General features: G+C 40.4%; 13 protein-coding genes. 3 read left to right on the top strand and 10 right to left on the bottom strand.

The features are described 5' to 3' along the window. Positions 1-49: 49 nt before the first annotated feature. Entirely contained in the window at positions 50-583 is a 534-nt protein-coding gene (locus tag OQX61_RS10150) for a GNAT family N-acetyltransferase (RefSeq protein WP_265841544.1), read from the bottom strand. A 161-nt stretch (positions 584-744) separates the two neighbouring features. Between OQX61_RS10150 and OQX61_RS10145 the strand changes: the two genes are divergently transcribed. Further along, positions 745-1281, top strand: a complete 537-nt coding sequence (locus OQX61_RS10145; protein ID WP_265841543.1) for a GNAT family N-acetyltransferase — start codon at positions 745-747, stop codon at positions 1279-1281. A gap of 58 nt (positions 1282-1339) precedes the next feature. On the opposite strand, the gene OQX61_RS10140 is transcribed toward OQX61_RS10145, so the two are convergent. From OQX61_RS10140 to OQX61_RS10105, 8 genes are all read right to left on the bottom strand, one after another. Further along, positions 1340-1630, bottom strand: coding sequence for a GNAT family N-acetyltransferase (locus OQX61_RS10140; RefSeq protein WP_265841542.1), 291 nt, complete (start codon positions 1628-1630; stop codon positions 1340-1342). A 17-nt stretch (positions 1631-1647) separates the two neighbouring features. Continuing rightward, complete coding sequence (locus OQX61_RS10135) at positions 1648-2520, bottom strand: pirin family protein (RefSeq protein ID WP_265841541.1); 873 nt, start codon at positions 2518-2520, stop codon at positions 1648-1650. Between the two features lie 146 nt (positions 2521-2666). After that, complete coding sequence (locus OQX61_RS10130; protein ID WP_265841540.1) at positions 2667-4430, bottom strand: PAS domain S-box protein; 1764 nt, start codon at positions 4428-4430, stop codon at positions 2667-2669. Between the two features lie 290 nt (positions 4431-4720). Beyond that, positions 4721-5419: a hypothetical protein gene (locus tag OQX61_RS10125; RefSeq protein ID WP_265841539.1), complete on the bottom strand. Its 699-nt coding sequence runs from the start codon at positions 5417-5419 to the stop codon at positions 4721-4723. 59 nt (positions 5420-5478) lie between these two features. Continuing rightward, positions 5479-6933, bottom strand: coding sequence for an alpha-L-fucosidase (locus tag OQX61_RS10120; protein ID WP_265841538.1), 1455 nt, complete (start codon positions 6931-6933; stop codon positions 5479-5481). Between the two features lie 215 nt (positions 6934-7148). Further along, positions 7149-8306, bottom strand: a complete 1158-nt coding sequence (locus OQX61_RS10115; RefSeq protein ID WP_265841537.1) for a DUF3095 domain-containing protein — start codon at positions 8304-8306, stop codon at positions 7149-7151. Between the two features lie 53 nt (positions 8307-8359). Beyond that, a complete protein-coding gene (locus tag OQX61_RS10110) occupies positions 8360-9085 on the bottom strand; it encodes a class I SAM-dependent methyltransferase (protein ID WP_265841536.1) in 726 nt (241 codons plus the stop codon). 50 nt (positions 9086-9135) lie between these two features. Continuing rightward, positions 9136-10053 carry a UbiA family prenyltransferase gene (locus tag OQX61_RS10105; protein ID WP_265841535.1) on the bottom strand — a complete coding sequence of 306 codons (918 nt, stop codon included), beginning with the start codon at positions 10051-10053 and terminating at the stop codon, positions 9136-9138. 98 nt (positions 10054-10151) lie between these two features. On the opposite strand from OQX61_RS10105, the gene OQX61_RS10100 reads away from it, so the two are divergent. Continuing rightward, positions 10152-10757: a hypothetical protein gene (locus OQX61_RS10100; protein WP_265841534.1), complete on the top strand. Its 606-nt coding sequence runs from the start codon at positions 10152-10154 to the stop codon at positions 10755-10757. Here OQX61_RS10100 and OQX61_RS10095 read toward each other — a convergent pair. Next, positions 10754-11119 carry a hypothetical protein gene (locus tag OQX61_RS10095; protein WP_265841533.1) on the bottom strand — a complete coding sequence of 122 codons (366 nt, stop codon included), beginning with the start codon at positions 11117-11119 and terminating at the stop codon, positions 10754-10756. The two genes, OQX61_RS10100 and OQX61_RS10095, sit on opposite strands and share 4 nt — an antisense overlap. Before the next feature lie 243 nt (positions 11120-11362). Between OQX61_RS10095 and OQX61_RS10090 the strand changes: the two genes are divergently transcribed. Next, entirely contained in the window at positions 11363-12343 is a 981-nt protein-coding gene (locus OQX61_RS10090; protein ID WP_265841532.1) for an AraC family transcriptional regulator, read from the top strand. The last annotated feature ends 1 nt before the right edge of the window (position 12344 follow it).

Here is a 12344-nt window from a genome sequence, read left to right as displayed (position 1 = left end):
TCTATTCTCGGCGGGGTAGCAGATCGTTCCCGGATCTCTATCCCGTTTTTTATTCGGTTATTTTTTTATTTGGTTCCCTAAGTAAAAACCAATGTACCATCTCCTCTTTGATAAACTTCTGATAGAAACCTAAGTTGGTCAGCGTTTTTGTAGAGGCTTCATTGACGTGCCTGCAACGGGCAGTGATCACTTTTACTTCAGGCTGTTTAAATGCCCATTTGATCAGCCCTTCGGCCGCCTCAGCAGCATAACCTTTACGTCTCTCAGCGGCAATAATTCCATAACCAAGGTCTACTACTCCTTCCGCATCCGGACGCCCTTTAAACCCCCCATCACCAATCAGCGATTTGCTGGCTTTATCAATGATCATCCAGGACTCAAAACCCGATGGTTCTCCTGCCAACTCCAGATTTTCAATAATCCGCGGCAGACATTCCATCAAATCCTCGTCCGGCCAGCCTTTGCCCGGGTTCAATCCCTGAGCTGATAATGAAGTAAAATGTCCGTCCATGACCTCCTTTGCAATCTGAATTGTAAATGGCAGTAAATAAAGACGTTCCGTAGTTATCTTTTTTGATTTCATGACTATAGTAAACTCAATAATAAGAATATTTTAGTCTTTAAACTATATTCCAGTCAATTATTTTTTAAAACCAGTAAAATTTTTATAATCCTAAAGTATTGAGCAATTTTGTAGTCTTTTATTAGTCCGCTTATAGCGCAGCATACTTACTTTATTCCCCTATGAAAATTTTTGCAGAAACTGATCGTATTATTTTAAGAGAGATTACCCTGGAGGATGCCCCATCAATGTTCAAAATGGATGCTGATCCGGAGGTACATAAATACCTGGGCAACAAACCTTTTAAAGACATCAGTGAATCAGAAGAGAATATCCGCTTCATCAGACAGCAGTATGAAGAAAATGGTATTGGCAGATGGGCCGTTATTGATAAGGAAACTAAAACATTTGTGGGTTGGGGAGGTTTGAAGTTCATCACGGTTCCCATCAATGACCGCAACCACTTTTATGAAGTCGGTTACCGCTTTCTAAAAGAACATTGGGGCAAAGGTTATGCTACGGAATCCGCAAAAGCATCATTGAAGTATGCGTTCGAAGAAATGAATCTGGAGACCGTTTATGCAATGGCACATGGGGAGAATGCAGGTTCCCGCCATGCGTTACAGAAATCAGGGTTAAAAATCACTGGTCATTTCGACCATGAAGGGATAAAATGTGACTGGTTTGAGATCAGTAAAGAAGATTGGCTGAAGATTTAAAAAAGAAAAGCCCGGCAATCAAATTACCGGGCTTTCGTTAAGGAGGACAAACGGAATATCAGTCTACAATCCGGTTCCAGTCCGGATGACGTTTCAGATAAGCAGCAACCAGCGGACATAACGGAATCAATTTATAACCGTTGTCTTCGATATAAGCCAACGTTTTTTCTATCACTGCCGTAGCTGCACCTTTACCTTTTAATTCTTCCGGCGACTCCGTATGGATCAACCAGATCTTCTTATCGCGTTCTTTATACTCGATAAACGCAGTATACTCCCCTACTTTAAGTTCAAAACGATGTTCTTCCGGGTTCTTCACCAGGGGTAGACTCACATATTCCTCATTCATAGCCTTATATATTTTAATTAATCAGCCAATTCACCAAATTTACCCATGTTAAAATCAACGATTGCCTGACTGATTTCTTCATCTGTATTCATTACAAACGGACCATAACTCACGATAGGCTCATTTAAAGGCTCGCCACTCATCAATAAGATCACACTACTTTGATTTGCTTTCAAGTGAATCTCTTCTCCTTCATTCGCAAACAAGACAAAATTATGTTCTCCCACAGCTTCTCCGTTTACCTCTACACTACCATTCACTACTAATAAAGCCGTGTTGTGTGTAGCAGAAACAGAGGTACTTACCGTTCCACCTTCGTTCAACTTAATGTCAAACAAATTTACCGGACTATAAGTTTGAGCAGGGCCTGCAATTCCGTTAAAATTACCTGCAATTACATTGACCACACCAGCGCCATCCGGCAATTCCAGTTTCCCCATACCCGCAGCAGTTAACTCCTGATAATGTGGCGTTACTGATTTATCTTTTTTAGGCAGATTTACCCATAACTGTACCATTTCAAAAGGACCACCTTTTTTAGAGAACGCTTCTTCATGATACTCTTTATGTAAAATACCATTACCAGCCGTCATCCATTGTACATCACCAGAATTGATCACCCCATGACTACCTGTACTATCATGATGCGCAACTGTTCCTTTGTAAGCAATAGTTACGGTTTCAAAACCTTTATGTGGGTGAACACCTACGCCTCTGACATGATTTGAAGGACCAAAATCATACTCGGGATTAAAGTCCAGGAGTAAAAACGGGCTGATTCTTTCCTGAGGGATACCTGCTCCCGGGATATAATTAAATACCCTAAACCCATCACCAACCATGTGTGGTCTGCCAGAATTTGTCACGATTTTTTCAATTACCTTTTTCATTATATTTCTCCTTTTTTAGACAATAATCAATCCCTGGTTATATTACATTTCAATTGAGAACGAACTAATAACCCTTAGCGAATTAATTATTGTATACAAAGATACCTTAGCCACTATGCTTCCACATTGATGTAGGATAAGAAGTATTATTTTCTGCCTCCTGCCAGAGTCTGAGGGAATGCATTCTTCATAATTGCCCTGATCACCTCATCAAGCTCATCGGAAGAAGACTTTAAATGCGAGATATAATCTTTTAAAACTTCATCAGAAGAATACTCGTCTAAAAGTTCTACGAGGCCCATAATACGGGCTAAAGGGGCGCGGATTTCGTGCGATTGTATCCAGGAAATTTCTCTTAACTGCCTGTTTTGTGATTCTATTGCTTTGATATGGTTGATCCTTTCCGTAATGTCCTGCATGGAACCAATCATACGTACCGGCTTTCCCAGGGTATCAAATACGATAAAAGAACGGTCTAATACCGACTTGTAAGTACCATCCGCACAGCGAAACCTATATTCCAGTGTTAACCTTGTCTTTTTATTGGTGGTGAGCAATTCAAACTCCTCCAACACCAGCTTCACATCCTCCGGATGAATTCTTTCCAGCAGCCAGTGCTGACTGGTATGGATATTAGCATAGCCAAAAACTTCCTTAATACCCTTGTTCCAAAGGATACTTCCCGTATCCATATTCCAGTCCCAGATGACATCACTGGTGGCCTTAGACACAATATTATATCTTCCGATACTCTCCGCAATTTTTCTTTTGTTCTCAATATCTTCTGTAATATCCCTTGAATTCCAAACCATCCCCTGAACTGCGGGATCATCCATCATATTGGTCATAATCGTTTCCATCCAACGGTAATCCCCCTGATTATTTTTAAATCGAAATGGAGGAATAGCCGCCTGTTTAGGTTTTTTTATCTTGTTAAACTGGCGTCTCGTTTCTTCCTGATCATCAGGATGAATGAAATCAAAGATATTTTCCCCTAACAGCTTTCCGGGATCAATGCCCAGAATGGTAATCGCTGCCGGACTCAGATATTTATATATTCCTTCAGTATCTACAATGGCGATGAGGTCCGAACCATTCTGAACAATTGCTTTAAACCTTTGTTCACTGCTGAACAACGCATATTCTGCCATAATCTGCTTGGTACGGTCTATTACCAATGCCTGACAAGCGGCAATATCTTTAAACCAAACGGCATTACTTTCCACGGAAACATAAACCAAATCCCCGTTCTTTTTACAATGACGGGTAATCGATTGGTTAATGTCGCCTAAATGGAGCGTTTGAATCACCACCTCCTGCAAAACCTCACGGTCTTCTAAAGGCCGGACATCTTTAATCGTCATTTTTAAAAACTGCGCCCGCGTATAACCATAAAAATTTATCGCAGCTTCATTTACATCCAGAAAAGCGAGTGTCTTTTGATTGTATACCCATTGAGGAATTGGACTCAGGTTGAACAAGTCAATGTATCGCTGTTTTTCCTTTTCCAGTTGCTCAGTGGCCAGTTTATGAGCAGTAATGTCCTTAAAATAAACAGACAATCCTTCCCCGGATGGAAAGGCCGCAACTTCCAGCCAGACTTTCTTAGGTTCAAAATATTCCTGAAAACGTACCGATGTATTTTCTGCTACAGCGCGATGGTACTCTGTGTAAAATTTCAGCGGAATCGCATCAGCATAAACTTCCCAGAGGTTTTTGCCAATGATATCTTTCCTCGGCATCATCAACACCTGCTCTGCCTGCTTGTTCCAATAGGTAACAGTCCAATTGCCATCCACTTCAAAAAAAGCGTCAGTAAAGCTTTCCAATATATTAGAAATTCTTTTTTGGTAGGCCTTTAATTGCTTTTCATAGGTGATATCTGAAGGGGGAGCCTTAATATTTTTCATCTGGTTTTATCTTAATCACTTATTCAAATACCTGTTTCCATATCCTGAATTGCTTTCTTAAAAACAAAACATAGAAAAAGTGTAAAAACACTTAGAAATTAAAATCTATCAGATATTATTGCTTGACTCCAAAGAATTAAGTAGTTATGCGAATAATAGATCCATTGTTCTTGAATTTGTAATACAACGAATGTAATACGCAATTGTTTTTAACTAGCGAATAAAATAAAAGAGTGTTCCTTCAAACCGGGCTTGGTATACCCCAGGCCCGGTGAGGATTTAATATTGCTTTATTTTTTGGAATTATCTGCGTCTTTGGAGTTCAGATTAGACTTACGCTGCGGCTTTCTAACCGCGATTACAGGTGTGTAAATGTCCAGACGAAGCTCATTAAGCAGCTTTTTCAAGCCTTTCATCAACCCAATCAGTAAAACAACCTGATTATCGTCCTGATTGAGCAATCTAAATGCATCATCATTAGCCAGCTTAAACTGTCTTTTTAACAGCAAAGGGATTTTATTGCTCTGCGCAGTTAAAGCACAGGAATATAAGAACATGCTATGGATAAATTCTGCAAGGGAACGTTCGTAGCTTAATTTAAGCTTTTTGTAGCTTTTACTACGTTTAAAAAACACCTGAAAGGGCTTAAAACGCATTCCTTCGATGGCATATGTTGCCATTCGTACCTCTTCACCCTCCTCGTCACTGATCCCAAACCAGGTATTCAATTCTTCCTTTGCCTGACCTATCATGGTAAAAGCCTTTAAGCAGTTTTGAACACATGGATCCTCCACATCATCAAAGAAAGCACCATCCTCAATCGGCGATTCCCAGGGATTATTAAATTCACTATAATATGCCTTAAATTCCTTTTTAAAGGTGAGGTAATAAATAAATTCATAAAAATCTGAATGAACAGAGCTCATCAACATACTCAAGCCTCTGATACAATTGTCTAAATCGAACGGATCATTTGTAGAAGTTTTCATAATAATTTATGACTAATAGCTAAACGTATAAGGATAAATATACAATTATATTTAATTTCCTATTTATCTAACTCATTTTTTAAGCGGAGGCTGATGACAGGAATCCCATCCGCCATAGACAGCTGCGCTTTACTGAGTTTAAGTTTAACCGCATGAGCAGTTGCTTCTGTAAACTCTACAGGCTGACCAGTTTCCAGCATATTGCAACTGATCACATCAGACTGATTAAATGGCAAGATCAATGCTCCGGTAGTTAAGGGTTTAATGATGCTGACGAATATCTCGCGGTCTCCCTTTTTCTTATTGGATTCCGTAAATACCACTCCTGAAGGTGCGGAAACACCTTTCAAAGGTTTAGTATCATAAACTGCTGCGCCATTGGCGACTAGCCAGCCTCCCATTTCCCGAAGTCGGTGAACTGCTGCTACAGGGATACGTCCATCAGGCATGGGCCCTACATTTAACAGATAATTGCCACCCTTAGCGGTATTACTAACCAGATATCCCAACATTTCTGTCGCCGGCTTCCAGCTATAATCTGTAGCATGCCAGCCCCAGGAATGTACCATGGTAGCAGGTGTTTGCCATGGACGTTCCAAAATCTTTTCCGGATACTGGTTGTCATGCATTTCTAAAAAGTCAATATCGTCGCCCGGCCCCTGATAACGAATACGTCCGTTAATTAAACATTTAGGACTATATTTTCTAACTAAGGAAATCAGCTCATCCCGTCTATGTCCGGTGATTTTATTGGGCTCGTCCCAGGTATCAAACCATAATAAATCAGGGTCATATCTTTGAATCAACTCCTGCACCTGTGGCAATGATTTTTCTTTCCAATATTTTTCAAACTGTGCATCGCTTCTTTTGACTTTACTCCATTCCGGCCAATCTCCGCCCGGATGCTCCCAATCCTGCCAGTGAGAATAGTAAAATCCAAATTTCAACCCATACTTTTTACAGGCTTTAGCCAGTTCCCCCAGTATGTCTCTTCCTTTCAGCGGACTATTAGCAATATCAAAAGTAGAAACCTTACTGTCCCACAATGCAAAACCATCATGATGTTTAGCAGTAATCACAAAATATTTCATACCCGCGTTTTTTGCCTCCAGAATCCACTGATCTGCATCGAAGTGGATAGGGTTAAACTGAGTCGCCAATTCCTGGTATTCCTTTGCCGGAATTTCTAACCTTTGCTGAATCCATTCGGCATACCAGCTGTTCCCGTATTTAAAAGTGGTATCCGGAAGGTTATGCCCTTTGTACTGCCCCGCTAAAATGCTGTAAAGCCCCCAGTGAACAAACATACCGAACCTGGCTTCTTTGAACCAATCCGCGCGATTAGCCTGATCAACAGGATTCTTTTGGGAATGAAGTTTAGCTCCTGATTGAGTCTTGTTTTGGGTCAGGGCTTGGGTTTGAGTTTGAGTTTGGGTTTGGGTTTGGGTTTGCCCGAAACTTCCGGATAGGAAAATCAGTACGACAAGCGTCGTCAGCAGTGTTCTTTTCATCATTTTGTTGGTTCCTGGTTATCATTTGGTTGTCCCAATTTACTGATTTCAGGCTGAACCAGACCTTTTAAATGCGAAAGATTCAGAAAAACCTTTAACCCGCAAAACCTGCTTGCCTCCACAATTGGCAATCCCCATTAGGTGACTCTATTTATTTTCCAAAATAGGTGTAGGTAAAATAAATTATATAAAGATAATACTTAGTAAGGTCAGGAAAATCAACAGCAATTCTTTGCAATTTTCCCTTTCAATTGCCTGGCGGCCTGCGTATACCCACCTTCTGAACCATCTACAAAATGAATATGGTCATTTTCAAGATCACGGACATAACAAGACATTACAGAATTCCTGCTGAGGTGTATGCCATATAAAATATCACCTGATTTTTCCATCAGGTCTAAAGCGTTTTCAAGCAGTAAACGTTGCGTTTCATTGCCAGAAATGACGGTATTTATACGGCCATCAATAACCAATGTATCCGACATCTCTACCAGACGATTCAGGTAATTCTTTCCCTTTTCTGTTCTAAAATAGATATACCCATATCCATTAATCAACCAGTTTTGAATCAGTTCAAAAAGCTTTGTACTTCCAATTCTAGCCCTCATCTCCATTTTCAACCTGGCGAAAGTAGATTTCAACCGCAATTTATTCACCGAAATTGGTTGCCTTTTCTGAAGACTCCCATAGATTTCTTCCAGCTGATCAATTACTTTACTAAAAACCAGGGAGGAACGTCTTCCCTCTTTTGCTATAATCAGCAGCGTAACAATCTCCTGGTTATTTTCCGGGGGATCAATTTTATCCCAGCGGCACTGCATCCCGGTTAAATCCAGCTCCTCAGCAGGAAGTAAATCTGGTGACAAGAGGTAATCATCTCCTTTCACCAGTTGCTCCGCATAGCTTAAGCCTGTTCCCAAAACTACCGGAATGGAAAAGAAAGAAGAAACACTGTATTTACTGATATTCAGATCTTTTCCTTGCTGATAAATCTGTTGAACAGAGACGGTTCCAACCCGCAGCTGGAGGTTAAAATTGGCTAGCGTGTTTGTTTTAAACCTCAACAAACCTTTCATGGCGATGTCCAGCAGAACTCCAGGAACTATAAAAGTGGCACCATCACCACCAAAAAAGAAAGGAATAGTGATTCCTGCTTTGTGAGCAAGATTTAATACGGTAACGATGCTACCGGTAGCGATCAGATTAACCGTTTCATGAAGCCCTGCAGCTACTGCTCCAGTAGAACCTTTGATGTCTGTGATAATAACATGCCAATCGGAAGGTACAGGATGTAAGTATTTTTCATCCTTCAAAAGCACCGGAAGCGATAGCTTATGGCTCACTAAATCCTGATAAAACGACACCGTTGATTCCATGTTACCTAATGATCAATTCTGTGATTCTACTTATTTTAACCAATGCTATTTTTCTATTCTTTACACCCCCTTTTGTGCTCAGGTGTTTTTTCAAGAACTAAGCTCTGAATAAATTTCCTATAATAATACCTTTCTTCCAATAGTTTATAATCTGCTGCTGTAAAATAAGGCATCATACTCACCAACTTTGAAGCTTCTACATTCCCCGCCAATTTAAAAAACCGATACATCAGGGTTAAGAAAACAGGTTTCCACCAGCCTCCGTTTCCTCCAACGGATTTCCCATCAGGATCTCCTCCGGCAGTTTCCGTCTTTGTTCCTGTTAAATTAAAATCCGTATGAAACCAAAGTCCCCCATCCCTGAGCATAGCATCCAAATGATGAAAGACCATTACAACCCTTTCCTCTGCAAAATTATCAAACAAAAAAGGCGTACAAATCACATCAAAAGTCACATCAGCAGAAAACTCTTCAATCCCAATATTCAGGAAATCAATGGTATTTGCGCTCGTCTTTTGCTTTTTCAAATCCGCCATCTTCTGCTTTGACAGCTCCATCATCTTCGCTGAAATTTCGACATAAACCAGGTGCAACCCTTCCGGACGAACTTTATCGATTTCTTCCAAAATCCAACCTGTCCCTCCCCCAACGATCAACACCCTCCCTTTTTCAGGAAGATAGCGCAGCTGATGAATCTGTGCATTCACCTGCGATTTAAAGAAAATCAGGCGACTCAACCGATCATAATAACGAGCTATTTTATCATAGTTATTTATCATAAACCTGGCGTATTAGCTGAATAGAACATTATTTACAGGTGAATAGCGCATTAGGTTAAAGGCATAAACTGCATTGCCAGTATTCCACAAATGGCTTTAAACAAAATCAATCCATCAATCACCATCAGATAATATAAGATATTTTTCCTGCGTCTCATGGTGTAGGCAATGTAAATGGTCAGCAGGAAAGGCAATAAATTCAGTAGAAACGGAACCGGTCCGAAACCTTTATAACTCACAAAAATGAATAAAGCGATGATCCCAACGATTAACAAAGGAATCAAAATATAAAAGATGGTCTTTCTTAAGCCAAAGCGGACTACAAAAGTTTTCAATTGTTTATTAGAATCCGTAGGATAATCTTTGATGTCGAAAATAATAGCATTCACCGTACAAAACATCCAGTTTTTAATGAACAGCCAGGTCCATAATAAAGGATCATGGTAGCCAACCCCGGTTTCAATTTTAAGCATAATCAGGGGCATCACATTCGCGCAGCAAGCCCAGACAAACCCGATTACAAATGCTTTTAACCATCCGGTATTCCTCAGATTCAATTGTCGGAAGGATTTTGGCAGCAAGCCATAATAAAAAGCACCGGCAAAAACAATCACCCCAATTGCCACCCAGTAATTCACAGGAAGGTCCAGGATATTCTGGTAATTCTGATAAAGCAGGCTGATGGCCAGTCCCAGGCAAACCGTAAAAAGTATCGCCTGACTCCATTTAATGAGGTGCTTATGCTGAAAATACCACATACTCCGCGGATTGTTTGGCACCGGTTGCGCAGACATTTTATGGTAAGCGTAAGTGTAGTAAATCGTTGGTGCTAAAAACAATAACAGGTAATAGTTAATGGAATTAAAGGGCAGTTTAAGTTGTTCCGTAGCTTCCAGCGTTAAAGCCACGGCCAATATGCCCACAAAGTAATTCCCAAAAAATATAAACTGAATAATTTTATTGCCCATTAAAAATACAAGACCAGAAGGATCTATGAAGCCAATTTCGGATATAAAAAGAATATTTCACTATAAACATCCTATTTTTATGGGCTACCCTCAAAACAATGAAAAAACATAGCCTGCTCAGCATCATATTTAGTATATTCTTCTTCGCTTTTTGCCATGCTCAGGAACTAAAACCAGATACCTTAGTCAAAGACCTCGATGCCGATCAGCACCCGGACAGTATTTTCTTCGATAAAAAATCATCCAGGATCATGTGTAAGCTGTCCGGTCAGGGCTTTCAGGAAATCAACAGTAAAGAAATTGAAAACGTAGAGCTGGTGATGTCGGGCATCAGGCTACAGGAAAATGGCTTTGAGTTTTTCAACAACTGGATGAGGGCCGGATATACTTGCTATTTCGTATACGATAAAGCGCGGAAAAAAATCAGACTGGCCGCTATGAGCAGGTATGAATTTGGAAATGCAGCTAATGATGGCAGTGGAAATTCCAACATCAACCTCATCAACAATCAATACACCGGAAATTGGAATTACTACGACGAGGAAAAGGAAAAACTCCTGAAAATGCCTGTCATCAAAAAGATGTTAAAGCTTCCTGTTACCTTTCTTGAAGATTTCTCTGACCAGCAAGTGGAGCAATACATGTTCAAATGCAGTGATTTGTATGAAACATTAAAGACAAAAATGAGAAAGTCAGGAAGCTAATAAGTCTCCAGATTATCACAATTCACGCAATGTAACACCCTTTGGTCTATGCCATAAAGGATACATTCGATATTTCTTCTTTCCTCAATAATTTGTCTGGCATATTTTAGCCCCTTATCCATGTTTTCAAAAACGGTATAAACCTTTTGATCGGGATACACCGCATAATTACAGGCCTCATCCAACACAATACCGGTGCTGATTTCAGCTCTGACCAGGGCGACTTCTTTAAAATCCATTACAGGGAAATTCTCCAGATTACACAAGGCATCTTCTCCTTTTTTCCAGCGCAAAACAATAGACCTTAGCCATTTTTTAAAACGACTGAGCAGTGACGACCGGTAACGTACTGGTTTTTTCATGAGATATAAGATGGAGAATCTGTCGCTAATTAATAAGGTAGAAAATTACGTATTATTTTCATCAATGAAAAATGTAATCCTCCTATACAGACCATTTTAGGCAGCATCCAAATCTAAACCGATGCCAGTTTCCCTGGTATTACCTGCCATTATCCCAATAAATTTTACAGAGATCACGGGCAGAAAAAACTATATTTGAATGAAGGTTAATCTGGTTGTGCAAAAACTTAAAGACAATCTTAAATGAAGGAAGTAGTCCACCAATATGGTGTAGAATTGGATTGGGTAGCAGGTCTTGCTGCACAAATCGGCGGCTATGTAGACGGGAATTATATCCGTATTGCAGATGAAGTACAACAGGGCAACCGTTATGTGCTCCCGATTAATGATCATTTGACCGCTTTTATCATTGATGTCACCTACCGGCAGGATGTGGTCTTCAAACTAAGGAATACCCGCAGCGACTTTGTCGGACTTTATTTTAACCTCAGCGAAGGTGATTCTATTCACATCTTAAATAATGTCAGCAGATCCGCCGGGCGCTGGGGATATAATCTGGGCATATTTGATGCAGATTTAAACGGGGACTTCCAGGTAAAATCAGGTTCAACAACCTATATGATCGCCATTTTCATCAAGAAAACTGCTTTAAAACAATACTTATCGGGCATCCCCCAACACCAGCAAATTGTAGAATCCATCTTCAACCCGGAGCTCAACACCATTGTTCGGTTCGACAGGATGAGCAATCATGCCTGGTGGCTGATGAATGAACTCAGAAAATCCCCTCCGGCAGGACCATTATACGACGTTTTCATCACCGGCACCGTTTATGGTCTGATCGCCGATTACCTGGACCAGCTCATCAATCAGGAAATCATTATCGGACAGGTGCTCCCGGAAGACGTCGGGAATATTCTCAGCTCACAAGCCTGGTTAATCACCCATATTGAAACCGCTTTTCCCGGAATTCAGGCACTGGCAACAGAGGCCAATATGTCGGAGACCAAATACAAAAAACTTTTCAAAAAAATCAGCGGCATTAGTCCGCATGCATTTTTCCTGAGCAACAAGTTATCTTGTGCAAAAGAAATGCTGGAAACGGGTGAATTTACCATTGGAGAGATCGCCGATAAATTCGGTTTCTTTGATTCGAGCCACCTGATCGAACAATTTAAACACACTTTCGGTGTGACACCGAAAGAATACCTTAGCCAGTTATAAG

Source organism: Pedobacter sp. PLR, assembly GCF_026239675.1.
Taxonomy (GTDB): domain Bacteria; phylum Bacteroidota; class Bacteroidia; order Sphingobacteriales; family Sphingobacteriaceae; genus Pedobacter.
The sequence above is the reverse complement of the archived record's forward strand: the minus strand, read 5'-3'. Positions and strand labels throughout refer to the sequence as shown.

What these genes read in the sequence shown, in the direction of transcription:
- OQX61_RS10140 (WP_265841542.1), bottom strand. Translation starts at nt 1,630, where the DNA reads ATGAATGAGGAATATGTGAGTCTACCCCTGGTGAAGAACCCGGAAGAA.
- OQX61_RS10145 (WP_265841543.1), top strand. Translation starts at nt 745, where the DNA reads ATGAAAATTTTTGCAGAAACTGATCGTATTATTTTAAGAGAGATTACC.
- OQX61_RS10090 (WP_265841532.1), top strand. Translation starts at nt 11,363, where the DNA reads ATGAAGGAAGTAGTCCACCAATATGGTGTAGAATTGGATTGGGTAGCA.
- OQX61_RS10120 (WP_265841538.1), bottom strand. Translation starts at nt 6,933, where the DNA reads ATGATGAAAAGAACACTGCTGACGACGCTTGTCGTACTGATTTTCCTA.
- OQX61_RS10100 (WP_265841534.1), top strand. Translation starts at nt 10,152, where the DNA reads ATGAAAAAACATAGCCTGCTCAGCATCATATTTAGTATATTCTTCTTC.
- OQX61_RS10115 (WP_265841537.1), bottom strand. Translation starts at nt 8,306, where the DNA reads ATGGAATCAACGGTGTCGTTTTATCAGGATTTAGTGAGCCATAAGCTA.
- OQX61_RS10095 (WP_265841533.1), bottom strand. Translation starts at nt 11,119, where the DNA reads ATGAAAAAACCAGTACGTTACCGGTCGTCACTGCTCAGTCGTTTTAAA.
- OQX61_RS10105 (WP_265841535.1), bottom strand. Translation starts at nt 10,053, where the DNA reads ATGGGCAATAAAATTATTCAGTTTATATTTTTTGGGAATTACTTTGTG.
- OQX61_RS10130 (WP_265841540.1), bottom strand. Translation starts at nt 4,430, where the DNA reads ATGAAAAATATTAAGGCTCCCCCTTCAGATATCACCTATGAAAAGCAA.
- OQX61_RS10125 (WP_265841539.1), bottom strand. Translation starts at nt 5,419, where the DNA reads ATGAAAACTTCTACAAATGATCCGTTCGATTTAGACAATTGTATCAGA.
- OQX61_RS10135 (WP_265841541.1), bottom strand. Translation starts at nt 2,520, where the DNA reads ATGAAAAAGGTAATTGAAAAAATCGTGACAAATTCTGGCAGACCACAC.
- OQX61_RS10110 (WP_265841536.1), bottom strand. Translation starts at nt 9,085, where the DNA reads ATGATAAATAACTATGATAAAATAGCTCGTTATTATGATCGGTTGAGT.
- OQX61_RS10150 (WP_265841544.1), bottom strand. Translation starts at nt 583, where the DNA reads ATGAAATCAAAAAAGATAACTACGGAACGTCTTTATTTACTGCCATTT.